This is a genomic window from Sediminicola arcticus, assembly GCF_040566695.1.
In the GTDB taxonomy this organism is placed as follows: Bacteria; Bacteroidota; Bacteroidia; order Flavobacteriales; family Flavobacteriaceae; genus Sediminicola; species Sediminicola arcticus.
Genome location: NZ_JBEXAE010000003.1, coordinates 328,720 through 353,769 on the forward strand (window position 1 = coordinate 328,720; position 25,050 = coordinate 353,769).

Sequence of the window (25,050 nt, forward strand, 5' to 3'; positions counted from 1 at the left end):
TACTGTCCAAAATAAGGTGCCACGGTCGGGATTGAAGCCTGAATACATTGTGTACTAACATATAAAACTTCATCTAATAAGCCAATTATCAACATTTACTAATGATAACTATTTTAGGTTTGTTCTATATCTGATGGTAATAAAAAGTATATTTATAAGTAAGATAACGGCTTAAAATAAATCAACCATGTTTTGTCTCGTTTATAAATCCAAAGCCATATCGAATATAAGTCTTAGCGAAATTCAGATTTTATTGGAAAAGGCGCGTCTATATAATAGTGCCAATAATATATCAGGATGCCTTCTTTATTACGAAGGTGAATTTATTCAATATTTAGAAGGTAACCAGGTAAAAGTATTGCATCTCTTCGATAAAATTTCATTAGATAAACGACACACCAAGGTGGAACTTTTATCACACGGGTTAATAGAAAATCGTGAATTTAAGAATTGGAGTATGGCCTTTAAAAACGTCCAAGGGCAGAATGATCAGCTTCATTATATAGAACTATTGGTTGATTCATTTTCGAAAAATGAATCAACCATTGATGGACCAAACCCTAGTTCTCAGAAATTTTGGAAAACCACTAAAGATCTTTTGGACTGCAACAAATCCTTTAAATTATTGTAATCAGATTCGAGTTAATGCAAGCAATATGGCATTTCGTACTTGATCAAAGTGAGACATATTGAAGCTAAATCAATTACCTTCTCTTCCTGAATATCAGGTATTTCAATATATATCAGTAGCCTAAAGCATATAATTTACGTTCTCCTTCCATCATCTTCGCTATTATGTTAAGATTTTGTAAAATACTGGGGATTTATGGGCTATGATTCGTCTATGCAATAAAGAACCCATAGGTTTGCAGTGTTTTAAATGATTGACAATTAGAGACAATAGATTTATGAGCAGAGTAAAAGAGAATGACACAGTACAAGTACATTACACAGGGAAACTGAGCGACGGTCAAATTTTTGACAGTTCTTTGGAAAGGGAGCCTATTAAAGTTACATTGGGACAAGGAAGTATAATTCCTGGTTTTGAAAAAGGCCTTATAGATATGGAACCTAATGAAAAGAAAACTGTAATCATCCCCAAAGAAGAAGCTTATGGTGAAATAAAAGAAGAGATGTTCCATAAGGTTAGTAAGGCAGATTTACCCGCCGATATCAAACCAGAGGTAGGAATGGGATTAATGGCAAAAAATCCTGATGGATCTGAAAATCAATTACGTGTTACAGAGGTTGGAGATGATCATATCATTATAGATGCTAATCATCCATTGGCAGGACAAGATCTTACATTTGACCTAGTTCTTGTGGACATAGCATCTTAAAATAAAAGACAATACTCCCAATTAATAGTTGGGCAAAAATAAAAAAACCACCTAAATTTAGGTGGTTTTTTTATTTTTGCCCAACTATTTGATTTCATAAGCATTTATAGTGACGTAGCGGATAAATTCTGATCTCCAAGCAATAAATTATCAACAGATTAACAAACTTTTAAGACATGATCTCAAACGTTTAAGAGAAAAATATCTAAGTTTGGCGTGTTTAAACTTTATTAATTTTTATTAAACAAAAAATTGCTATGAAACAATTTAAAACATTTACAAAAGTCATGCTTGCTGCTATTCTTTTGATGACAGTAGGATGCAGCAATGATGACAATTCCATGATTAATCCAGAACCAGACGGACCAATGTCTACTGGAGTATCAAAAACGTATGCATTAGGCTCTGTCGCCAACCCTGACATATCCGGGACGGCAAAATTTATTGAAAACACGGACAATTCCATAACCATTGAATTAGAATTACGAAATACCCCAGCAGGGGGAATGCACCCCGCGCATATCCATTTTAATACCGCAGCAGAAGGTGGAGACATTGCCTTAACCTTAGGCACGGTAGACGGAAGTACAGGAAAAAGTAGTGTTACTATTACGGCTTTAAATGACAATACACCTATTACTTACGACGCACTCTTAGATTTTGACGGGTATATTAATGTACACTTAAGTGCTGATGATCTAGAAACCTTGGTAGCTCAAGGCGATATAGGTCAGAATGAACTGACAGGAGTATCTAAGGAATATACCCTAAATGAAAAAGCTGCACCCGGAATAGACGGAAAGGCAACTTTTTATGAAAGAGTCAATGGTGAAGCCTTGGCCGTATTGAATATTAACAATACCCCAGCAGACGGCGCACATCCGGCCCATATTCATTTAAATACAGCAGTTCAGAGTGGAGCTATAGCATACACATTTAAAAGTGTTGATGGAAATACAGGTTTGAGCAGCTCAAACTTAGCACAATTAGATAATGGTACTGTATTTGGATATGCAGAAATATTAGAGTTCAACGGATATATTAATGTGCACTTAAGTGCAGAGGCTTTAGGAACTATAGTAGCTCAAGGCGACATAGGACAAAATGAACTGACTGGAAGAAAAGTATCATACGAATTAGCGACCAAAGATGTGGCAGGCATTAGTGGTATGGCAACATTTGAAGAACGTTTAAATGAAACTACTTTGGTGACATTAGAATTGGTTGGAACTCCCGATGGAGGAATGCATCCTGCTCATATCCATGAGAATGATGCCGCAACAGGAGGGAATATAATAGTAGGCCTAACACCTGTAAATGGTACCACAGGAATTAGCCAGACTCAAGTTGCTTCTTTTGTGGGTGGTGCTTTGGTAACTTATGAAGAATTCTTGACCATTGATGCCTATATCAACGTTCACTTGGACGACACCGCCACCGGCCTTGCTACAATTGTTGCTCAGGGCAATATTGGAGCCAATGTTGGAGGAGGCACATCTACAAAAAATTATGATGTTACAAACTCAGGTTCTAGTGCTTATGTTTTTAATGGACAAGGTTTAACAAATTCAAGCAACCCTAATATTACCTTAAAAAGAGGTGATACCTATACATTTACCATGAATACTCCTGGACATCCTTTCTATATTAAAAGTGTACAAGGAACCGGAAGTGGTAATGCCTATAATGTTGGTGTTACGAATAATGGATCGGTAACTACAGTGGTTACGTTTACGGTACCCACAGATGCGCCGAATACATTATATTATAATTGTGAATTTCATGGCCCGATGACTGGAATATTTACCATTACCAACTAGATTTCAATTATAAAAGATTTTAAAACCTCGGTTACTTTAAAGTAACCGAGGTTTTTTTTAATTAATCAAATAGCCTAAACTACCTACAACCATCCAAAAGGTTCCTAAAGACTACTTCTTTGTCATCTGCTGCAAAAGAGTGCCTATCTTTGTACAAATTACTTTTGATGTCAAAACAATTTTCCGATTTAGGAATCAATAGCCAACTCCAAAAAAGTTTGGCCGAATTAGAAATAACCATTCCCACAGATATTCAGCAAAAAACAATACCCGTTTTATTGCAGCAAAAAGATGATTTTGTAGGGTTAGCAAAAACTGGGACAGGAAAGACTGCTGCTTTTGGTTTGCCTTTGTTGCAATTAATAGATATGGATAATACCAATATACAAGCTGTAATTCTTGCGCCAACAAGGGAATTGGGACAACAGATATATAACAATCTGGTTTCTTTCGCTTCCAACTTGCCTTCCATTTCTATTGCATTCATATGCGGAGGAATCCCTATTAAGCCTCAAATAGAACGATTGACCAAGGATACCCATATCGTTGTTGCCACGCCAGGTAGATTAATTGATTTGATAAAACGCAAGGCCATTGACATCACAAAAGCAACCTATTTAGTCCTTGATGAAGCTGACGAGATGGTCACCTCCCTTAAAGAAGGGTTGGAAGAAATCGTAGCGGAACTACCCAAGAAAAGAAGAACATTCTTATTTACAGCCACTATGCCTGGCACCATAAAGCAATTGATACAAAACTATATGTCCAAACATGTGGTACAAGTCAGTTCCGACATGGAAACCGTTGGACACCAAGGTATAGACCATAGGTATGTGATCGTGGAACCTATTGAAAAACTGGAGGTGCTCATGCACTTTCTAAACTCCAAAGAAGGAGAGAGAGGAATCATTTTTTGTAAAACAAAGGCAGCTGTAAATAAGTTGGCAAAAAATCTGGCCATAAATAAATTCTCTTCTGGGGCGCTACATGGAAGTCTTTCCCAACCTATCCGTGACCGCATTATGGGTCAGTTTAGGGAGGGTCATATCCATATTTTAGTCGCCACAGATTTGGCTGCGAGAGGAATCGACGTTAAGGAAATATCATATGTGATCAATTACCATTTGCCAGATGTTTATGACACATATGTGCATAGAAGTGGTCGTACTGCAAGAGCAGGGGCAGAAGGACTTTCCCTAACCATTTTACAAAAAGAGGAGGCAGAAGATCTAAAGGAATTCGAAGAGGTGTTAGGAATCTCTTTTAAACCCTTCAAAAAAGCAGATGCTCAAAGTATTGAGGAAAACAATGCACTTATATGGGCAAAGAGGATATTTAAATCCAAACCTAATCATACTGTTTCCCCTGACTTTAAAAGCAAAATACATACTATCTTCCATCATTTGACCAAAGAGGAACTCATAGATAAGCTTTTGGCCCATCATTTAGGACAGCATGCTAATCCTACCCAAATTGAATCTGAAAAACCAAAACGAAAAAAGAAATAGAATGGTACAGAAACCGATTCCTAAAAGAATAGGTTTCTCACATTACTAAAAACACATCATGGCAAATACTATAAAAGAGCAACAAGATATTTTGGAAAAACTGAACATTCATCAGTTGAATCCAATGCAAGTAGAGGCAATCGCGACCATCGAATCTAATCCCAATACCATAATACTTTCACCCACAGGCACAGGAAAGACATTGGCTTTTTTGTTGCCTTTAATAAATCAATTAGATCCTGAAACAGAAGAAATACAGGCGTTGATTTTAGTTCCATCTCGTGAATTAGCCATTCAAATAGAACAGGTAATTCGTGAAATGGGATCTGGATATAAGGTGAATGCAGTATATGGAGGAAGAGCCATGACGAAGGATAAATTAGAATTAAAACACACTCCAGCGATACTTATTGGAACCCCTGGCAGGATTGCGGATCATTTTGATAACGAACGCTTCTCTACCAAAAACATTAAAACCCTAGTATTAGACGAATTTGATAAATCCCTGCAGGTTGGTTTTGAAGAGGAGATGAAATACATCATAGGAACGCTTCCCAGTATTAATAGACGAATCCTTACCTCTGCAACACATGGTGTCAAAGTACCTTCTTTTGTCCGATTAGACAAGCCTGTTATTCTCGACTATTTAAAAGAAGAGAATTTAAAATTGGCCATCAAAATAGTCGTTTCAGCCTCTCAAAACAAACAAAAGGCAGTTTTAGACCTTCTGAACCATATCGGGAACCAGCCAGGAATTATTTTTTGTAACCTAAGGGAGAGCGTGGAAAAGTTAAGTGCTTTTTTAGAGCGAAACAATATCAGTCATGGATGTTTTCATGGAGACATGGAGCAAAAGGATAGGGAGCGTTCCCTAATTAAGTTCAGAAATGGCACCAATCAAGTGATTGTAGCAACAGATTTGGCCGCAAGGGGAATAGACATTCCTGAAATGAAGTTTATTGTCCATTACGAATTTCCGTACAAGAATGAAGAATTCATCCATAGAAATGGAAGAACTGCTAGAGTAAATTCTAAAGGAACTGCCTATGTAATTAAATGGGTAGATGAACATTTACCGGATTTTATTACCAATGCCCCAGTAGTAGATATCTCTAAAAAGGCTCCTAAAAAAGTTCCGTATTGGCAAACCCTTTTTATTTCCGGAGGTAGGAAAGATAAAATTTCTAAAGGAGATATTGCTGGATTATTTTTCAAACAAGGAAATATCAATAAAGATCAACTAGGAATGATAGAACTCAAGAATGACTGCACATTTGTGGCTGTTCCTGTGACCCTAGCGGAAGATTTAATCAAGAAATTGAACAACACCAAACTTAAGAAAAAGAAGGTAAGAGTAACACTGCTATAATAGATTGTTCACAGGTAAAATTTGGAGTCAGACATCACTTAAATCCTTATAAAATTGTTCCTTACTTTAATTAGTTTTTTAAACAATGCACCTCATAAATTCAAAGTCATGTTCAAAAACTTAAAAATAATTGTCTTGGTCCTATTGGGCACAATCACCCTAATAAATTGTAAATCGGAACCTAAAAAAAGTGCTTCAGATTCCATGGAAGCGAAGGAAGAAATTTTGCAGGCCAATGTAGTAGGAAATGAGGTAAGTTATTCCACCGGCGAAACAGAAATGAAGGGCTATATCGCCTATGATGAAAATAAAAAGGGGAAAAGACCAGGGGTAATTGTGGTCCACGAATGGTGGGGACACAATGATTATACACGTGAACGAGCAGATATGCTCGCAGAATTGGGTTATGTGGCTCTTGCCGTAGATATGTATGGTGAAGGAAAACAGGCACAACACCCTGAAGATGCTAAGAAGTTCTCTGGCATGGTCATGAAAAATATAGATGTTGCCAAAGCAAGGTTTGATGCCGCAATGACCGTTTTAAAGGCCGATCCACATGTACATGCCGATAAAATTGCGGCCATAGGGTATTGTTTTGGAGGAAGTGTTGTATTAACAATGGCAGATTTAGGAGAAGGCCTAGATGCCGTGGCGGCTTTTCACAGCGGTGTACTACTTCGAGTAATGCCGAATGAAAGATTAAAGGCTAGGGTATTGGTATGTAATGGTGCTGCAGATCCTTTTGTATCGCCTGAATCTGTAACTGCCTACAAGGCTGCCTTGAACAGTATTAATGCCAATTACAAATATATATCCTACCCCAATGCAAAACATGCTTTTACTAGTAAGGAAGCAGATTCTTTAGGAAAGAAATTTAATCTTCCCTTGGCCTACCAAAAAGAAGCTGATGAAAAATCATGGGGAGAACTAAAATCCTTATTGACCGAAACTTTTAAGCAATAATTCGCCAATACAACTTTTAGAAATCTAATACTAATAATCTCGATTATTCATCATATTGTAATTCCGGTATATCACTTATCATTTGGGAATCTAACGAATAATCAAAATTGTAGCATGCTTGGTTTGGAAATGAAAATAAGCCTATATTTAAACCATTCAGTTAAAACAGAACTTAAACCACGCTAATGAAATCATATTCCATACAAGAAATCAATGCCATTTTAAATGGGGAATTGATAGGGAACACCACCCAAAAGATAGATGGGTTGGAACAATTAAAAAATGCAAAACCCCACCAAATGACCTTTATAGGTAGTATTAAATATGAACGCTTGTGGGATTCCTCAAAAGCCACTGCTGCCATTGTAAATGAAAATATACGCATAGCGCCTGGTGAGGGTAGGGCCTTTATCAAGGTTAAAAATGCCGATTTGGCTATGGCTAAATTATTGGAGGAGTTTGATCCCGGTCCTCCACAATTTGATATAGAAATACACCCTACCGCGGTTATCCATGAATCAGCCACTTTAGGCAAGGGCGTAAAAATTGGTGCAAACAGTTATGTCGGTAAAAATGTTGTTTTGGCAGATGGAGTTATCCTTTATCCGAACGTTTCTATATTTGATGACACCACCGTTGGTCCTCAGACCGTAATTTGGTCAGGAACAGTGATACGCGAGCGTACTATAATAGGTGCCCAATGTATTTTCCATACCAACGTAAGTATAGGAGCGGACGGCTTTGGCTATCGCCCTAGTGATGATGGAAGGGGATTAGTGAAAATTCCTCAAATAGGTAATGTAGTTATAGGAAACCTTGTGGAAATTGGATCTAACTCTTGTGTAGATCGTGGTAAATTTAGCTCTACTATAATTGGTGATGGTTGTAAAATAGACAATTTAGTTCAAATTGGTCACAACTCGGTGATGGGCCGTTTTTGTATCATGGCGGGTCACAGTGGTCTAGCTGGTTCAGTTACCCTTGGAGATGGAGTGATGATTGGCGGTAGTGCTTCTATTAAGGACCATACTGTTATTGAATCAGGGGCTATAGTTGGTGCCGGTTCTGGCGTTATGGGCGATGTTGCAGCAGGTAAGACCGTACTTGGATATCCTGCATGTGATTCTAGAGAAATGTTGAAACAATGGGTTGCCTTACGTAAATTGGCCAAGAATTGAGATAACACGCAATCTTAATAAGCACTAAGCTTTTAGACATAATTAATTTACCCTTGAGGGCTGTCCAAAGGTTTACCATGAAACATCAGATACTCATTGTTATTATTCTCATAACCCTTTGGGGATGTAATACAACTCCACCAAATAACACGGCTGCCTTTCAGTCCATTTTGGATAAGGCAGTGAAGAAAAAAAGGAACCAATTATCGGGCGTTTCCATGACGGTTTTAGCCCCAAAATTAAATATTACTTGGACCGGTGCTTCTGGTTATGACAGTAAGAAAAAGACCCATAAACTGTCAGCTGAGCAACCTTTTAGAATTGCCAGCGTCACTAAAACTTTTGTGGCAACGGCTATAATGCGGCTACAAGAAGAACAAAAATTAAAGTTATAAGATTCTATTGCCCTTTACTTATCAGATGAACATATACAGCTACTTAAAGCCGGTGATTATGATCCCAATACCATCACCATAGAGCATTGCTTGCAGCATAGAAGTGGGCTTTTTGACTATGCCGAAGGTAGTTCAGCCTATGTAGATAGTATAATAAAAAATCCAGCAAAAAAATGGACGCGTACCCAATAGCTAAAATTTGCCATGGTTGAAGGGGAACCCTTGGGAAAACCTAGGGAAGTATATGGGTATAGTGATACTGGATATATCCTATTGAGTAAAATTATAGAAAAGGCAACTGGCCATTCCTTGGCGCTAGCGCTTCGCGAATTATTGGATTATGATAGATTAGGACTAAAATCTACTTGGATGGAAGGCGAAGAAGATGCGCCAGCTGGACTTTTACCACCAGTGCACCGTTATATTGGTGATTATGATGCTACATTTTTGGATAATTCAATAAACCTTTATGGGGGTGGAGGTATTTCTTCTACGACTAGTGATATGGCTATCTTTTTTGATGCACTTTTTAATGGGGAGGTATTTAAAAATCCTGAAACGCTAAACACTATGTTAAAGAATCCAGGCTCCTTGCCTAATGGGGCAGAATCAGAAGATTACCGAATGGGTCTTAGTAAAGAAGGGGTCGTGGGTATTTCTGGCTATATGCATCGTGGTTTTTGGGGAACGGTTTGGATACATATGCCCAAACCAAATTACACTATTGTCGTAAACTTTACCAACCAGCCTGAAGGTGCCGGAATTATTACTAGTACAACAGAAAAGCTGCAAAAACTAGTCGAATCTAAATAAATAATACTCTCGGAGTTATAGTTGTTGGTTCAATTTAAGTAAAGAATCTAAACATCTCTGGCATTTAGGTTACATTAACGGTAGTTGATATAAAATAAAGTTTTCTAATTAATCCACAAAAATTTAGGTAAATTAGAAGCTATAAACCGTAATACAAATAGCCATGTCCACCATTCTTATCCTCTTGGGAATCATAGTCTTAATTGCCGTCTTATTCATAAGTGTTTTTAATAAATTTGCAAAAAACAGGAATTTGGTAAAAGATGCTTGGAGCAATATAGATGTAGCCCTAAAAAGGCGATACGATCTAATTCCCAATTTAGTGGAAACGGTTAAGGGATATGCCAAACATGAAAAATCTACACTAGAGGCCGTGATTATTGCCCGTAACGCTGCAATGGCCGTTCCTTCAGGAGATATAAATGCTCAAATTAAGGCTGAGAATCAATTACAGCAAAGCTTGCGCAGTATTTTTGCATTAGGGGAAGCCTATCCAGAACTTAAGGCCAATGTAAATTATTTGGACCTTCAAGACAAGTTGAACCTAATTGAAGAAAACCTCGAAAGAAGCCGTCGTTATTACAACGGATCGGTGAGGGAAAATAATACCTATGGGGAAAGCATCCCTGGTGTACTGATAGCCGGGATGGCCAAATATCAGCATTTCGATTACTTCGAAACTGAGGAGAAAACTAGGGAAAATGTAAAAATAGATTTTTCTTAATGAAAAAGTGTATTGTCCTTTTTATGATCTTATTAGTTTTTTCCATCGGGAAAGCCCAAGATTTTATGGTCACCAATTATACTGTAGATATCACCATTAATACGGATGGTTATTTTGATGTGAAGGAAAATTACGACCTCAACTTTGAAATTCCAAAACACGGAATCTATAGAACAATTCAAACCCAATATGACCTACTCAATTTCGAAGGGAAGAAAGAGGATCGTAAAATAAGGATCAGCCATGTTAACGTCCCTAATTATAAATTTGATGTTCCTTTTGATTTTGTACAAAAGCTGCAGGACAACATGGATATAAAAATAGGGGACAAGGACGTCACTCTTATAGGTCCACAACATTACGAAATTGCATATCGGGTACACAATGCTTTTTTATTTGAAGAAAATCAAATACGATTTTATTGGAACATTAAACCAGATGGTTGGCAAGCTGATTTTGAGCAAATAAGTTTCCGGATTCATGTCCCTGAAAATATTACGCTAAATCAAGAAAATTGCTTTGTGTATGCCGGTGATAAAGGTACGTCTACTACCACTCAAGATTTTAAGCTGTATTATTCCAATGCAGGCTTCTCTGGAACTAGTAATGACAATTTTATGTCCCACGCTGTTCAAAGTGTGACGGTTATGATTAATTTGCCACCAAATTCTGTAGCCGAAGAAAAACCATTATGGCCATTTTGGAATCAATATGGGTGGTCATTTCTTGTAGGGCTTTTAGTTATTGGCTTTTATGCTTTGTGGCGAAAATTTGGTAAGGATGATAAGGTAATTACTTCCACAAGCTACTATCCTCCAAAACAAATGGATCCGGCCATGGTTGGCTTCCTAATCAATGATAGGGATGACAATTCTGATCTAATTTCCTTGATCCCCTCATGGGGGGCAAAAGGACTGATAAAAATGGAAGAGATTCCTAAAAAAGGCTGGTTTAGTGGTAAGGATACCAAACTAATTAGAATTGGACTACTGCCAGAAAATTCACCTTCCTATGAAAAAGAAATTTTTAATGGCCTTTTTGGGAATGGGGATGTATTGGATACCTCAGAAATAGTAGTGAGCAGTCTTAAAGATACCTTCTATACTACAATGAGCAGTGCTAGAAGTAAACTGAAGGAATCAGCACTTCCGTACTATGTGGTGGAGTCTAAAAAAGTACAGACCCTATTATATTTTGGCTTGGTAGCTATGGCCATATTTCTTACTACGATTGCATTATTTGTTTGGGGACCTTTGGCGGCAGTAGCCATAGTTCTTACCTGTATTATTTTGATGATCCTCAATGGGTATATGATTAAGAAAAATGATATAGGAAATCAAGTCCTGTCTGAATTAAAGGGATTTCGTCAATTTATTAAGGTTGCAGAAGAGAACAAACTAAAAATGTTACTTAAAGAAGATTCCAACTATTTTGAAAACACTATGGCATATGCTCTAGCCTTTGGCTTATTTGATAAATGGGCTAAAAAATTTGATGCGCTTCATATACCCCCTCCCTCTTGGTATTCAACAACTTCTTCTAGTGCCTATACGATGCATAGTTTTTCAAAATCCTTCTCCAAATCTATGGTTGTAACCCAGTCTACTATGGTGAGCTCTCCCCAAAGCAGTGGTTCTTCTGGAGGAGGTTCCTCCGGGGGTGGTTTTGGCGGTGGTGGTGGTGGAAGCTGGTAATTTTATTTTAATAAGGTTAAAAATCAGTTACTGTTAAATACCTTATATGTTGTTGGGTGAGGTTAAGAATAGCCTTCCATCAAAATGGAAACAACAAGCTCTTTGGTTAAAGGCCGATCTGCTGCCTTGGATTTAATATCCCCAAAACCGAACCTAAAATCACAACCATTTTTATATTCAGTGCAACCGTAAGCAGTTTTTCCTTTGACTACAGTGCCATTTTTACATTTTGGACAGTTAAGTGTGTCCACTATCTTTTGCTCCTTCTTTTTAGTTTCTAGTACCAATTGAAACAACTCATTAAATCGCACTAGGCCTTCTATAGATCTGTCTGAATTAGGATCTTCATTTTTAAAACCTTTCAAGTTGACAGTATAGCCTTTAGCAAGTAAACGAAGCCATTGCTTTTCCGATATCTTTTTACCTTTAAAGGTGAAAGGCAAAACAAAGTTGCACCCTTCCTTATACGCATTGCATCCGTAGGCGGCCTTTCCCTTTAATAAAGTACCGTGTTTACATTTGGGGCAGGATTCAGCTGTAATTCCCGGTTTTTTAATTTCACTTTCAGCAGCTTTTTCAGGTATGGTGACAATGGTATGGGAAATATTAGCACGGGTGGTCTCACTTCTAACTTCATAGACCAACTCATCTACCATTTTTTTCATATTAGCAATAAATGTGGCTGCACTAAAGGTGCCCTTTTCTATATCCTTTAGTTGCTTTTCCCACTGACCAGTAAGTTCTGCTGATTTGAGAAGGTCGTTCTGTATGGTATCGATCAGCTGAATACCAGTAGGTGTTGGAAGAACTTGTTTTTTATTCCGTTTAATGTATTTACGCCGAAATAGGGTCTCAATAATGTTGGCGCGGGTAGATGGCCGTCCTATCCCATTTTCTTTCATTAACTCTCTCATTTCATCATCGTCCACCTGTTTTCCTGCCGTTTCCATAGCTCTCAATAAGGTTGCTTCCGTAAACTGCTTGGAAGGTTTGGTTTGTTTTTCCAAAAAAGAAGGTTCATGTGGCCCTTTTTCCCCTTTAACAAAAGTTGGCAATACCCCAGCTTCTTTGCTTTTAACATCTGCATTTTCGAACACTACTTTCCACCCTTTGGATAAAATTTCTTTTCCTGTTGTTTTAAAGTTAATGGTATCCACTTGTCCAATAACCGTGGTATTTGCTACTTGGCAATCTTCATGAAAAACGGCAATAAATCTTCTTACTATGGTATCATAAACTTGCTGCTGGTTATATTGAAGTTTAATTTGAACCCCAGTTGGAATTATGGCGTGATGATCTGTAACCTTATTATCATTAAAAACCTTCGAAGACTTGCGTATTTTTTTACCGAGGATGGATTGGGTAAGTTTTGAATAATTTGTCAATTTTTGAAGTATCCCTGGCACTTTGGGATAAACATCGTTAGGTAAAAAAGTAGTGTCTACCCTTGGGTAGGTAACTACTTTCTGTTCATATAATTTCTGTACCATCTTTAAGGTTTCATCAGCGGTAAATCCAAATTTAGTATTGCAATAAACCTGTAACCCTGTTAGATCAAAAAGCTTTGGAGCGTATTCAAAGCCTTTTTTCTTGTTTATAGAGACAATTTCCAAATCTTTCTCCTTTACCTTTTGTGCCATGATTTCCCCATCCTTCATCTTAAGAAAGCGACCTTCTTCATAGCTAAAAAGGGTATCCTTGTACAAGGTTTGTAACTCCCAATAGGGTAGGGGCTTGAAATCCTCAATTTCTTTAAACCGATTGACCACCATGGCCAAGGTTGGAGTTTGTACGCGGCCCACTGAGAGCATTTGCTTATAACCACCATGTTTTAAGGTATACAAACGGGTAGCATTCATCCCTAATAGCCAGTCCCCAATAGCCCTTGAGAAACCTGCATAATATAGATTGTCATAGTTTTGAGAGGGTTTTAAATTATTAAAACCTTCTTTTATAGCTTCTGTAGTCAAAGATGAAATCCATAAGCGCTTAACTTCTCCCTTATAATTTGCCTGATGCATGACCCAACGCTGTATCAGTTCTCCTTCTTGACCCGCATCCCCACAGTTTATAACCACCTCTGCCTGCTCAAATAATTTTTTTACAATCTTAAACTGTTTTTGAATACCCGAATTTTCCACCACCTTGGTCTGGAATTTTTCAGGAAGCATGGGAAGGTTGTTCAGGTCCCAACTTTTCCAATAAGCTTTGTAATCATTTGGTTCGAAAAGGGTGCATAGGTGACCAAATGTAAAGGTTACGGCATATCCATTGCCTTCAAAATATCCGTCGTGTTTTGTGTTTGCACCAAGAATAGCGGCAATTTCTCGGGCAACACTAGGTTTTTCTGCAATACAAACTTTCACTTAATGGAATTTTTAGGGAACTGCAAAGTAAACATTTTCATGAAAGGGAAGCCAATTAGTGGGCCTTAAAATCTGATCGAAACTGATCCTTTGCCAATATAAATTGAAAATAATAAAACAACTTAATTGTTACTATTAGTAATAGTTATTTAACTTTTATAAGTACCGCTTCTGAACTTGAAAGATCTGAATTCAAAATAATTTTTTCCGCAGAGGTACCATCAGAAATTTCTATGGAAACAGTATTGGGGGGAATGGTCCCTAAATTATGGGCATATAAAAACAAATCATTGGATTTGGACACATTCAATACTACTTGAAATTGTTTTTTGTCCTTCGTTAAAGAGTATTTTGCAATTATGGACTCCCCATTGAGATACACGGACACTATATCCCCATCTTGCTCCTTATTATCCCATAATTCTATGGTAATATTCTTGCTTTTAACTATCAGTTCCTGGACATATGTAATCTTCCGCCCGTCAAAATCAGTACGTTTGGCAGTTTCAACTACTTTGTTCTTGGTTTCATTCTTTATAGAAAAGGAAGGCGTCACAAACTTTGCAATTTTGAACTTATCAGAAGGGAATAGCTCTATGGCCATAATTTTAAAATTTTCGCCAGGTTCTATATTCTTTTCTAATTGTATCCCGCTTACACTTCCATTATTTTTAAATATACCAAGCTCTTGCACCATCATATCATCCTTGACCAAAAAGAAACGAATGGATTTACTACCATCAATATTTGCTGTTTCCCATGTTATATCTATTGGAATTTGGACGGTCAAGACGGAATTTTTGACAGGGTAGGTGACACTAATCGATGACTTCCATCTTCTGCGCTCATCTATGCGCAATTGATTCAAATAATCCAAGTTTTTTTTAAAATTATTATAGGGAGCATAAACCGCTAAACCTGTACCTGTCTCCCGTAGGATATCATAAAATTCATCTAATTGTATGAGGGCCGTTACCAAAGGAATCTTGTCAAAATAAGTCCGATCCAATTCTTCAATCTTAGCCTGGGCCTTTTTCATGTCACCACTATTACCAACCGATTTGGTAGAGGCAGTACTTTTATCCATTATGGTTTTGGCATGTTCCAGTTTAGCATATCCAAACCTATTATCCAAAAATTCAATGGCATCTTGATAACTGATTGAATCCTTTTTTATAATTTTTTGAGCTAGTTCAAAAGCCCTTTCATATTCTTTAAGACCTTCCGATATCGTTGCTCTCGCCAATTTAACACTTGCTTTTTCTTCCGAACTCAAAGCGTCTCTTAAGACTGCCAAATAGCGATCTTTTGAAATAAAATTACCCACATCGGCCGTTCCAATTTGAAAGAAATCCGTACCAAGACCAGGTGACTGTAAAAAGATATACTCGGCATCATTTAAACCTTCTTCACCATAGGAAGTGAAAATGGAATTCATGGTTTCGCCTTTCCATTGTTTTGATTTCTTTTCAATGAACTGCTCCATTAGCTGAATAGGGTCATTTATGGAACGTGTCCATTCTTGGTCCATATTTTGACCTTGGGAATAAGTTCCCAAAAGACAAAAACAGTAAAGAAGAAACAAATATTTCATTCCCAGAATAAGCTTTGTATCACGTTAGACCAATATACAGTTTTATTACAATAGAAGTAAGTTGAATCCTAACCTACTTTTATACCATAGTAACTTATTCCAAAAATAGCCCGTATTTACTTATTTCCATAGTTTGATGGTTCAAATTGACACCAAGGCTGATAAAACAACATAAATCTGTTCAACTTAGGCAGTTTTTAGAAGCCTATTGAAATTGATTATTTCACAAATAAAATAATGGGATATAAAAAAAGTAGTGGATTATATGTACACTACTTTTTTTGGTTAGGAAGACTTGAATTATTTTAAATTCCCAATATTTGATTTCTATTGATCTGAAAAGTTGACCATCTAATTTTCTTAGTATTTCTAAAGCTTGCAAATATGCTACTCTTTTTATCTTCTATCCGTGATTGATTGATGAATGGTTTCATAATATTAGTTTTAAGTTGCCTTGCGGTTATCTGAATCTCCTTTTGGCGTTCCAAATGTTCATTCTAGAAGATTCTGTTGTTGGTCTTAACTGATATTTGCTTATAATTTCCATGTTGTTTATTTTTTGTGTTGCTATATTGATTGAATTATTCTTTACTATGTATTAGTGATATCTCCTTTTACTATTCCAAATTTTGGTGTTAGAGATTCTTTCCGTTACTTGAACGTAATGCTTGTTTGTAGTTTCCATGTTGTTTGTTTTTTGTGTTGCTATATTGATTGAATGGGTATTATCTATTTTTAGTGATATCTCCTTTTACTGTTCCAAATCTTGGTGTTAGAGATTCTTTCTGTTACTTGAACGTAATGCTTGTTTGTAGTTTCCATGATATTCATTTTTAATTGTTTAAAATAATTATATACCAAGTAGACGCACAAGAAAGAAGTTTGTTACAGTACTATGTTATAAATAGTACTATTTTTAGCAATATTTAACATATTGTACTATAAATATTAGATAATGGAACCTTCGGAAATAGCAGAACAGAAGGCATTAGTAGCTACTATAGTTCTAATAGAGGCGTTTGATAAAAAAGGGGGACACTTCCGTTAATTTACAATTACATTTGCATATTTTTTGGGGCTTTTTAACCCAATACTAACTTTTAATTTATGGGAGCACACCAAAAAACCGATCAAAGCACCTTGAGCAAAGAGGATATTTCCAGATGTATTTCTATTATGGACTTATTGGTTTCTGATACTGATCGCATCTTTGATATTGATAAGGAACAGCGTATAGCATTGATCAAGGTAGCGGGCCAGCTCTCTAGGCCCAATAGGGACGAATTTTCTAGACGTAAGAAAGATGGTAAAAAAGCTATCAAACGAAAGCTGGAGGCCAGAGACAGGAAATCCCGCAAGGAGACTGGAATAAGACATGCCAGGGAAGCTGCTATTTTTATAGCTCCTAAATTGTTGCCCATAGCACATATTTCTAAAAAGGAAGCACTAGAATTGGAAACCCCTAGAAACTGCTATGTATGCAAAACGGAGTTTACTAAATTACATCACTTTTATGACACGATGTGCACCAATTGTGGAGATCTAAACTATACAAAACGCTTTCAAACAGCAGATGTAAGAGGGCAGGTAGCTGTCATTACAGGATCGCGACTAAAAATAGGATACCATATTACACTTATGCTTTTAAGGGGTGGGGCAACTGTAATAGCCACAACAAGGTTCCCTGTGGACGCCGCCCTTCGATATTCTAAAGAAGATGATTTTATGGTGTGGGGACACCGCCTTAAAATACATGGTCTGGATCTGAGACATATTCCAAGTGTAGAGATCTTCTGTAATTTTATTAACCAACAGTATGACCGTTTAGACATCCTTATTAATAATGCCGCACAAACGGTAAGGCGTCCTGCCGGTTTTTACCAACACCTTATGCAGAATGAAGGACTTTCTATTAGTTCTCTGCCTCCCTTTGCCCAGGAACTTCTGCAGGATCATCAAAGTTGTTTACAGGAATTAAAAGCATTAACTACCTCGGCTTCTTCCAACCAAAATATGCCTGTAACTTGGCATGGGCCAGAGCCAGGAATAGGCCTTAGGGCATCTGCAAAACTTTCCCAAATACCGTATAGCTTTGATAATACGTTAGTACCACAAGAGGTTTTCCCAGAAGGGGAGTTGGATGCCGATCTTCAACAAGTAGATCTGCGAAAGACCAATAGTTGGAGATTAAGACTTGGACAAATTGAGACTACGGAAATGTTAGAAGTACAACTGGTAAATTCCGTTGCACCCTTTGTTCTATGTAATCGACTTTCTGAACTCATGAAAAAGAATCCAACGGGACAGAAGCATATTATCAATGTTTCTGCCATGGAGGGCAAGTTCCACCGGTTTTTCAAGGAGGACCGTCACCCACATACCAATATGGCAAAAGCCGCCTTAAATATGCTTACCCATACCTCCTCGGGTACCTTGGCCAAAGATGGTATCTTTATGAACGCTGTGGATACAGGTTGGGTAACAGATGAAGATCCGGCCGAATTAGCAAAAAAGAAACAAGAGGTGGATGATTTTCAACCCCCATTGGATATTGTAGACGGTGCCGCTAGGGTTTTAGATCCCTTATTTGATGGTATCAATACTGGAAAACATTGGTGCGGAAAATTTTTAAAGGATTATAGACCAATAGATTGGTAAATCTATTTTCTTATTGCTTTTTTTGAATTTCAAGAAAATGAAAAGGAATTTGGATTTAAAATCAGCTCACATTATCTCCATCACATAGAATATTTTGATACATTTAGGTATTCACCTACCTAAGCAGCAAGGCCTATGTTATCAAATGTATTGTTGGATCGAAAAATATATGCATCGGAAGAACACCATATGATGCGCGATATGATTCAAAATTTTATCTCCAATGAGATACTGGAACAAAACGATCAATGGGAAAAGGATGGTATGGTTAGTCGCACTATTTGGGAACGTGCCGGTTCCTTAGGTCTTCTATGCATTGATATGCCTACCCTATATGGTGGGAGCGGATTGGATTTTAGCTTTGGCGCTCTTTTGATTGAGGAATTGGCCAAAAAGGGTATTAGCGGTCCTGGATTCTCCTTGCATTCAGACATTATAGCTCCCTATCTTTTAAATCATGGAACCGAAGCCCAAAAATTGAAATACCTGCCTTTGATGGCAAGTGGAAAAATAATCACCGCCATTGGCATGACCGAACCTAATTGTGGTAGCGACCTAAAGGCTATTAGGACCACTGCGGAAGATAAAGGAGATCATTATGTGGTTAATGGTCAAAAAACATTTATCACCAATGGGTTTCTTTCCGATATGGCCGTTGTAGCCGTTAAGACCCGGACAGGGACAGAAGATGAAGGAGTTTCCCTCTTGATCATGGAAAGTTCGTGGGATGGTTTTGAAAAAGGAGTTCCCTTCAAGAAAATAGGGATGAAAGCCCAAGATACCTGTGAATTATTTTTCGATAACGTAAAGGTACCTAAGGAAAATCTACTCGGAAGAGAGGGTGAAGGTTTCAAAATTATGATGCAAGAGTTAGCCAGGGAGCGTTTAACAGTTGCGATCACGGCCATTGGTACTGCTGAAGGAGCATTAATGGATACCATTAATTATACGTCCACAAGGACAGCATTTAACCAACCTATCGCTGAATTTCAAAACACCCAATTTAAATTGGCAGAGTGTGCTACTAAACTTCAAGTTCATCAGGCCTTTATAGATCGCTGTATACAAATGGTGCCTACGCATGAATTAACGGCAGAGAGCGCTTCCATGGCCAAATATTCGGCCACGGAAATGTGTAGTGTCGTAGTGGATGAATGTCTACAGTTATTTGGGGGATATGGATACATGTGGGATTATCCCATTGCCAGAATGTATGCCGATAATAGGGTGGCAAGAATTTATGCTGGTACCAATGAGATCATGAAGTTACTGATAGCAAGAGGACTCTTCAGAGAATTATTCCAACAAATAAAGGATGAAAGGAAAACGTAACACAACCAATACCCCAAATAATAGGTAGTTTCCATAATCAATTTTTTATAACTTACAGCTCAATAACTGCTAAACTAAAAATAGACCATGAATACTAGATCCACTTTTGCTTTATTTTTCATTCTACTTTGTTTTTTTAATTACAATCTTCAAGCTCAAAATGACATTTTTGAGAAATTGGGTGAAATAGCCATTATAGATCAAAAAGTAATGATGCCCATGCGAGATGGTATACGTTTAGCAACCGATATCTATAGACCTAAAACTACTGCATCCGTTCCAATTATCTTTTCACGTACCCCTTACAATTTCAATTCATGGGTAGATGGTGAGGAAAAGACTAGAACTGCAGAAAATGCTTATGAGGCAGTAAAACGAGGATATGCATACGTGGTACAGAATGAACGTGGTCGCTATTTCTCTGAAGGAGAATGGGATATTTTAGGAGTGCCATTGACCGATGGATATGATGCCTTTTCTTGGATGAAGGATCAGCCGTGGTCCAACGGGAAAATTGGAACTTTAGGTTGTTCCTCTACTGCAGAATGGCAAATGGCCGTTGCGGCCTTGGACCACCCTTCACATGCCGCAATGGTTCCTCAGGCATACGGTGCCGGCGTAGGACGTATTGGGGACTATCATGAACAAGGAAATTGGTATAGGGGAGGAGCTGAACAGCTATTATTTTTTTCATGGCTTTATGGGGTAGAGCACGATAAATTTAAACCAAGAATTCCTGCTGGTGCCACCCAAGAAGATTTAATTCGCATTTCTAGATTTTATGATTTGGCACCAGAAAACCCAACTGTGGACATGGCCGAAGCACTAAAACACCTTCCTATCCAAGATATATTAAAAAACATGAATGGTAAAAAAGAGGTGTTCGATAAAATGGTGCGCAGAACCCCTAACCATGAAGATTGGTATACAGGAGGACTCTATCATGATAACATGGATTTTGGAGTACCTAGTTTTTGGTTCGCCTCTTGGTATGACGTTTCTATAAGCCCCAACTTGGCCCTTTTTAATCATGTACGTAAAAATGCCAAAGACCAAGAAATAAGGGACAACCAATACTTAGTCATTGCGCCAACTTTACATTGTGGTTATACTAGGGCCACAGAGAATACAATTGTAGGCGAACGCAGCGTTGGAGATGCCCGTTTAAATTATGAGCAACAAATTTATGCCTGGTTTGATTTTTGGCTAAAAGGGGAACAAAATAATTTTAAAGAAAACACACCAAGGGTTCAGTACTATACAATGGGAAGTAATACATGGCAATCGGCAAATGAGTGGCCACCTGTTAGTACAAATCTTGAAACATTCTATCTAAATAGCAATGGAGATGCCAATAGTTTATTTGGCGATGGCAAGCTAACCACTAACAAACCAAAACAAGACAAGGCGGATTCCTTTATATATGACCCTATGAACCCCGTTAAATCCTACGGAGGCAATGTGTGTTGTACGGGAAATGCAGTACAGGGTGGAGCCTTTGACCAACAACAAATGGAAACTAGAAACGATATTCTTGTATATACGACAGATATCCTTACAGAAGGGGTTGAAGTCTCCGGCTTTATAGAATCTACCTTATATGTTTCCTCTGATGCCAAGGATACCGATTTTACCATTAAACTATTGGATGTTTATCCAGACGGAACTGCCTATAACCTTGATGAGACCATTCAAAGAGTACGATACAGGGAAGGTTATGATAAGGAAGTATTTATGCAGAAAGGAAAGATATACAAGGTAGATCTAACACCGATGTCTACCAGTAATTACTTTAAGAAAGGTCATAGAATCCGTATTGAGGTGTCTAGTAGTAATTTTCCAAGGTTTGCCCGCAATTTAAATACTGGAGGTACTAATTATGATGAATCCAAGGGTGTTGTTGCACACAATATGGTGCATCATTCTGAAAAATATCCTTCACAAATTAGACTGCCCATAAATAAAAAATAATTAATAAAATACTTTAATTAACTTATCGTATACTCCTCTATGTAAGGTGTTTAATACAATTTAAAATATATTCATGCCTTCAAGTTTTATTCAAGATCTGGGATTGATTTCCATCCTTCTATTAATTGGTTTTATTCTTAGAAATAGAATCACAATTTTACAAAAGTTATTTATTCCAGTGAGCATCATTACGGGCTTATTGGGGTTGCTTTTAGGAAGCAATGGGTTAGAAATAGTATCGTTTTCAGATGAAATAGGATCTTATCCCGGTATTATGATTGCTTTTCTTTTTGGCTCTTTACCGTTTACTTTCGACATTAAAAAGGATAAATCAAGAGAGTTTAAAAGAAATACGTTACAAATTGGGGGAGCCTCCATCATTATCCTTTTGCTGCAATGGGGGATAGGGCTATTGTTTGGGCTTACTTTTTTAAGTTGGCTTTACCCAGAAATACATAGCAGTTTTGGAGCGATATTGGCTACTGGTTTTTTTGGAGGCCATGGCACCGCAGCAGCCATTGGGGAATCGTTTGCCTCTAATTTGCAATGGGAAGAGGCACAATCTTTGGCTATGACAAGTGCTACAGTGGGCATATTTTCTGCTACCATGGGAGGGGTAATAATGGTACAATGGGGAATAAAAAAGAAACATACCTCTTTTATTAAAAATTTTAATGAGTTACCCAACAGTTATAAAACCGGATTGATAGCCCTAAAGGATCAGAAGTCCATTGGCATGGCTACATTCTCCAACATAGCCATAGATCCATTGCTTATGCATCTTATGCTTGTTGTTTTTGTAGGATTTACCGGGATTTTCCTTACTAATAGTACCAAGCCTTTTTTAAGCGGCTATACCATTGCTTCCTTTTCCTTTGCTTTTATCGTTGGGTTACTGCTAAAGGCTTTGTTATCCAAATTAAGGTTGATGCAATATTTTGATCCAAAGCTGATGAGTAGAATTTGTGGGCTATTTGCAGACCTCATTGTCATCTTCGGGATCGCCTCCATAAAAACTGCGGTGGTGGTTAAGTTTGCAGGTCCTTTGCTCCTAATATTTATTTTAGGCATCGTCTTAGCCATTTTTTTGTTTCGCTTTATGGGTCCAAAACTATTCAGCACTTATTGGTTCGAAAAATCTATTTTTTTATGGGGTATGTCTTTGGGGGTAACAGCCATTGGGATTGCCTTGTTACGGATGGTAGATCCCGAAGCAAAATCTGAAACATTGCCAGTCTTTGCCTTGGGGTATATAGGGGTGACCCCTTTTGAAGTACTTTGTTTGGTGTTTTTTCCAATTTTAGCTAGCCAGGGTTTTCAATGGCATTTTACCCTAGGATGTTTGCTTGGAGGAATAATCCTTTATATCTTAATTAAGAAATTCAATAGGAGATATAAAGTGTCTTAATTTAATAAATAAAGAATCTATGACCCAAGGTAATTTAGCATCCAACTGGTACCTTATCAACAATGTTTCAGAAATGGATTCCCCGTCCATCGCCTTATATAAAGACCGGTTGCTATTCAACATACAAAAGATGAAGACTATGGTAGACAACGATGTCTTCAGGCTAATGCCCCATGTTAAAACCAACAAAATGCCAAAGGTCATTGCCGAAATGATATCTGCTGGTATTACAAAGTTTAAAGCCTCAACAATAGCGGAAGCCGAAATGGCTTCACAAGAAGGGGCTACGACACTTTTATTGGCGCATCAATTGGTAGGACCCAAAATCGGGAGATTTATTACGTTAATGCAACAATATCCGAATATCGAATTCTCAACCCTAATTGATAATGTCGCTTCTGCCAATCAGCTAAATAAGATAGCCTTAAATGCTAATCTGCAATGCAATATATTCATCGATATCAATAATGGCATGGATCGCTCCGGGATAGAAACGGGAACAGGGTTAGATGAACTAATTTTAGAAATAAAAATTCTTAAATCATTACATTTCAAAGGATTACATGTTTATGATGGCCATTTGAGGAATAGTGATTTTCAAGAACGAAAAATGGAGGTAGAACAAGGACTTAAAAAGATAAACGTACTGTATGATGAATTGAAAAAGGACAATCCCAACTTCCAACTCATTTGTGGTGGCACGCCTTCCTTTACTTCACACTTGTTAGAAGATGCCCGTGTTTGTAGCCCAGGAACCTGTCTACTTTGGGATTGGGGTTACGATGATAAATTGGTGGAGCAAAAATTTAAATATGCTGCCCTTTTGATAACTCGTGTTATTTCCAAGCCTAAAAAAGGAATCATAACCCTAGATCTTGGACATAAGGCGGTATCGGCGGAGAATCCTATTCATAATCGCGTGAAGTTTCTTAATCTTTGTGATTATGAACTGTTATCACAAAGTGAGGAACATGGAGTACTTAAAGTTAAGAATTGGGATGAAATAGTGGTTGGAGATGTTTTCTATGGGATACCTTATCATATTTGTCCCACCATCAACCTATATGACGAGGTTTCGGTCATAGAAAATGGGAATAAGATAGACACTTGGCAGATTACGGCACGAAAAAGAAAAATTACTATTTAACGCGACTTTTATGATCAAATCCATAAAAAAACTATTCTTTCTTTATTCCACAATGCTTGTAATAGCTGCCTGTAATACACAAACAATTATACCTCTTTTCAACGGACAAGACTTGGATGGCTGGCATGTAGATGCCCCAGAAATGGATACGGATACCAGCACTGTAACACCCTTTATCCTACGAGAAGGTAATCTGGTAAGCCTCGGAACACCAAGAGGTCATCTGATCACAGATGCCGACTATACTAATTATAGATTGGATATTGAATACCGCTTTACAGGAGAACCTGGAAATTGCGGAATATTGGTGCACGCTTCCACACCAAGGGCCCTTTATAAAATGTTCCCAAAATCCATTGAGGTGCAAATGGAACATGAAAACGCAGGGGATTTCTGGGTTATTGTGGAAGATATTACGGCCGATAATATGGTTGAACGAAGAGGTCCCAAGGAATCATGGGGTATTACAGAGGGTACCAATAGGCGTATTGAAAATTTGAGCAATGGCCAGGAAAAACTATTAGGGGAATGGAATACCATGGTGATCGAATGTTTTAAAAATGAGATCAAAGTTTGGGTGAATGGTACATTGGCAAATTATGGATATAATGCTACGGCTAATAGCGGGCAGATTGCCGTGCAAGCCGAAGGATCCGAAGTAGAGTTTAGGAAATTGGATCTTAGCCCTATCATAGGACTTAGTGAGGACCTTGAATAGGAAGTAGACTTGGAATCCTACTTATTTTTTGGTATCTTATTAAGATAGCATT

General features: G+C 37.6%; 19 protein-coding genes. 17 read left to right on the forward strand and 2 right to left on the reverse strand.

From position 1 onward, the window contains the following. Window positions 1-187 precede the first annotated feature (187 nt). The 11 genes from ABXZ36_RS08195 (at window position 188) to ABXZ36_RS08245 (ending at window position 11,804) form a co-directional block, all read left to right on the forward strand. The gene (locus ABXZ36_RS08195) at window positions 188-631 is read left to right on the forward strand and encodes a BLUF domain-containing protein (protein WP_354615024.1); all 444 of its coding nucleotides are present in this window, start codon (window positions 188-190) and stop codon (window positions 629-631) included. Between the two features lie 277 nt (window positions 632-908). After that, window positions 909-1,340, forward strand: a complete 432-nt coding sequence (locus ABXZ36_RS08200; protein WP_354615025.1) for an FKBP-type peptidyl-prolyl cis-trans isomerase — start codon at window positions 909-911, stop codon at window positions 1,338-1,340. Between the two features lie 257 nt (window positions 1,341-1,597). Beyond that, window positions 1,598-3,160, forward strand: coding sequence for a CHRD domain-containing protein (locus ABXZ36_RS08205; protein ID WP_354615026.1), 1,563 nt, complete (start codon window positions 1,598-1,600; stop codon window positions 3,158-3,160). Between the two features lie 167 nt (window positions 3,161-3,327). Continuing rightward, the gene (locus tag ABXZ36_RS08210; protein ID WP_354615027.1) at window positions 3,328-4,668 is read left to right on the forward strand and encodes a DEAD/DEAH box helicase; all 1,341 of its coding nucleotides are present in this window, start codon (window positions 3,328-3,330) and stop codon (window positions 4,666-4,668) included. 58 nt (window positions 4,669-4,726) lie between these two features. Next, complete coding sequence (locus tag ABXZ36_RS08215) at window positions 4,727-6,037, forward strand: DEAD/DEAH box helicase (protein ID WP_354615028.1); 1,311 nt, start codon at window positions 4,727-4,729, stop codon at window positions 6,035-6,037. Between the two features lie 108 nt (window positions 6,038-6,145). Next, the gene (locus ABXZ36_RS08220; RefSeq protein WP_354615029.1) at window positions 6,146-7,000 is read left to right on the forward strand and encodes a dienelactone hydrolase family protein; all 855 of its coding nucleotides are present in this window, start codon (window positions 6,146-6,148) and stop codon (window positions 6,998-7,000) included. Window positions 7,001-7,185: 185 nt separating this feature from the next. Continuing rightward, a complete protein-coding gene (lpxD, locus tag ABXZ36_RS08225) occupies window positions 7,186-8,178 on the forward strand; it encodes a UDP-3-O-(3-hydroxymyristoyl)glucosamine N-acyltransferase (protein ID WP_354615030.1) in 993 nt (330 codons plus the stop codon). 77 nt (window positions 8,179-8,255) lie between these two features. Further along, on the forward strand, window positions 8,256-8,573 hold the full coding sequence (locus ABXZ36_RS08230) for a serine hydrolase (protein WP_354615031.1): 318 nt from the start codon (window positions 8,256-8,258) through the stop codon (window positions 8,571-8,573). A 204-nt stretch (window positions 8,574-8,777) separates the two neighbouring features. Continuing rightward, window positions 8,778-9,386 (forward strand): serine hydrolase domain-containing protein, encoded by a 609-nt coding sequence (locus ABXZ36_RS08235; protein ID WP_354615032.1) that lies wholly within the window; start codon window positions 8,778-8,780, stop codon window positions 9,384-9,386. Window positions 9,387-9,549: 163 nt separating this feature from the next. Next, complete coding sequence (locus ABXZ36_RS08240) at window positions 9,550-10,110, forward strand: LemA family protein (protein WP_354615033.1); 561 nt, start codon at window positions 9,550-9,552, stop codon at window positions 10,108-10,110. Further along, window positions 10,110-11,804: a DUF2207 domain-containing protein gene (locus ABXZ36_RS08245; RefSeq protein ID WP_354615034.1), complete on the forward strand. Its 1,695-nt coding sequence runs from the start codon at window positions 10,110-10,112 to the stop codon at window positions 11,802-11,804. The genes ABXZ36_RS08240 and ABXZ36_RS08245 overlap by 1 nt, the downstream gene beginning before the upstream one ends. Window positions 11,805-11,866: 62 nt before the next feature. Here the strand turns inward: ABXZ36_RS08245 and ABXZ36_RS08250 are convergent, their stop codons facing one another. Then, window positions 11,867-14,170: a type IA DNA topoisomerase gene (locus ABXZ36_RS08250; RefSeq protein WP_354615035.1), complete on the reverse strand. Its 2,304-nt coding sequence runs from the start codon at window positions 14,168-14,170 to the stop codon at window positions 11,867-11,869. A 145-nt stretch (window positions 14,171-14,315) separates the two neighbouring features. Continuing rightward, entirely contained in the window at window positions 14,316-15,764 is a 1,449-nt protein-coding gene (locus ABXZ36_RS08255; RefSeq protein ID WP_354615036.1) for a hypothetical protein, read from the reverse strand. Window positions 15,765-16,871: 1,107 nt separating this feature from the next. Between ABXZ36_RS08255 and ABXZ36_RS08260 the strand changes: the two genes are divergently transcribed. From ABXZ36_RS08260 to ABXZ36_RS08285, 6 genes are all read left to right on the forward strand, one after another. Then, the gene (locus tag ABXZ36_RS08260; protein ID WP_354615037.1) at window positions 16,872-18,422 is read left to right on the forward strand and encodes an SDR family NAD(P)-dependent oxidoreductase; all 1,551 of its coding nucleotides are present in this window, start codon (window positions 16,872-16,874) and stop codon (window positions 18,420-18,422) included. 135 nt (window positions 18,423-18,557) lie between these two features. Beyond that, window positions 18,558-19,754: an acyl-CoA dehydrogenase family protein gene (locus ABXZ36_RS08265; RefSeq protein ID WP_354615038.1), complete on the forward strand. Its 1,197-nt coding sequence runs from the start codon at window positions 18,558-18,560 to the stop codon at window positions 19,752-19,754. A gap of 87 nt (window positions 19,755-19,841) precedes the next feature. Continuing rightward, window positions 19,842-21,725, forward strand: coding sequence for a CocE/NonD family hydrolase (locus ABXZ36_RS08270; protein ID WP_354615039.1), 1,884 nt, complete (start codon window positions 19,842-19,844; stop codon window positions 21,723-21,725). 73 nt (window positions 21,726-21,798) lie between these two features. Then, window positions 21,799-23,133, forward strand: coding sequence for a sodium/glutamate symporter (locus tag ABXZ36_RS08275; RefSeq protein WP_354615040.1), 1,335 nt, complete (start codon window positions 21,799-21,801; stop codon window positions 23,131-23,133). 19 nt (window positions 23,134-23,152) lie between these two features. Continuing rightward, window positions 23,153-24,280, forward strand: a complete 1,128-nt coding sequence (locus tag ABXZ36_RS08280) for a D-TA family PLP-dependent enzyme (protein ID WP_354615041.1) — start codon at window positions 23,153-23,155, stop codon at window positions 24,278-24,280. A gap of 10 nt (window positions 24,281-24,290) precedes the next feature. Then, complete coding sequence (locus ABXZ36_RS08285; RefSeq protein ID WP_354615042.1) at window positions 24,291-24,998, forward strand: 3-keto-disaccharide hydrolase; 708 nt, start codon at window positions 24,291-24,293, stop codon at window positions 24,996-24,998. Window positions 24,999-25,050: the final 52 nt, after the last annotated feature.

What these genes read in the sequence shown, in the direction of transcription:
- ABXZ36_RS08195 (WP_354615024.1), top strand. Translation starts at nt 188, where the DNA reads ATGTTTTGTCTCGTTTATAAATCCAAAGCCATATCGAATATAAGTCTT.
- ABXZ36_RS08200 (WP_354615025.1), top strand. Translation starts at nt 909, where the DNA reads ATGAGCAGAGTAAAAGAGAATGACACAGTACAAGTACATTACACAGGG.
- ABXZ36_RS08205 (WP_354615026.1), top strand. Translation starts at nt 1,598, where the DNA reads ATGAAACAATTTAAAACATTTACAAAAGTCATGCTTGCTGCTATTCTT.
- ABXZ36_RS08210 (WP_354615027.1), top strand. Translation starts at nt 3,328, where the DNA reads ATGTCAAAACAATTTTCCGATTTAGGAATCAATAGCCAACTCCAAAAA.
- ABXZ36_RS08215 (WP_354615028.1), top strand. Translation starts at nt 4,727, where the DNA reads ATGGCAAATACTATAAAAGAGCAACAAGATATTTTGGAAAAACTGAAC.
- ABXZ36_RS08220 (WP_354615029.1), top strand. Translation starts at nt 6,146, where the DNA reads ATGTTCAAAAACTTAAAAATAATTGTCTTGGTCCTATTGGGCACAATC.
- lpxD (WP_354615030.1), top strand. Translation starts at nt 7,186, where the DNA reads ATGAAATCATATTCCATACAAGAAATCAATGCCATTTTAAATGGGGAA.
- ABXZ36_RS08230 (WP_354615031.1), top strand. Translation starts at nt 8,256, where the DNA reads ATGAAACATCAGATACTCATTGTTATTATTCTCATAACCCTTTGGGGA.
- ABXZ36_RS08235 (WP_354615032.1), top strand. Translation starts at nt 8,778, where the DNA reads ATGGTTGAAGGGGAACCCTTGGGAAAACCTAGGGAAGTATATGGGTAT.
- ABXZ36_RS08240 (WP_354615033.1), top strand. Translation starts at nt 9,550, where the DNA reads ATGTCCACCATTCTTATCCTCTTGGGAATCATAGTCTTAATTGCCGTC.
- ABXZ36_RS08245 (WP_354615034.1), top strand. Translation starts at nt 10,110, where the DNA reads ATGAAAAAGTGTATTGTCCTTTTTATGATCTTATTAGTTTTTTCCATC.
- ABXZ36_RS08255 (WP_354615036.1), bottom strand. Translation starts at nt 15,764, where the DNA reads ATGAAATATTTGTTTCTTCTTTACTGTTTTTGTCTTTTGGGAACTTAT.
- ABXZ36_RS08260 (WP_354615037.1), top strand. Translation starts at nt 16,872, where the DNA reads ATGGGAGCACACCAAAAAACCGATCAAAGCACCTTGAGCAAAGAGGAT.
- ABXZ36_RS08265 (WP_354615038.1), top strand. Translation starts at nt 18,558, where the DNA reads ATGTTATCAAATGTATTGTTGGATCGAAAAATATATGCATCGGAAGAA.
- ABXZ36_RS08270 (WP_354615039.1), top strand. Translation starts at nt 19,842, where the DNA reads ATGAATACTAGATCCACTTTTGCTTTATTTTTCATTCTACTTTGTTTT.
- ABXZ36_RS08275 (WP_354615040.1), top strand. Translation starts at nt 21,799, where the DNA reads ATGCCTTCAAGTTTTATTCAAGATCTGGGATTGATTTCCATCCTTCTA.
- ABXZ36_RS08280 (WP_354615041.1), top strand. Translation starts at nt 23,153, where the DNA reads ATGACCCAAGGTAATTTAGCATCCAACTGGTACCTTATCAACAATGTT.
- ABXZ36_RS08285 (WP_354615042.1), top strand. Translation starts at nt 24,291, where the DNA reads ATGATCAAATCCATAAAAAAACTATTCTTTCTTTATTCCACAATGCTT.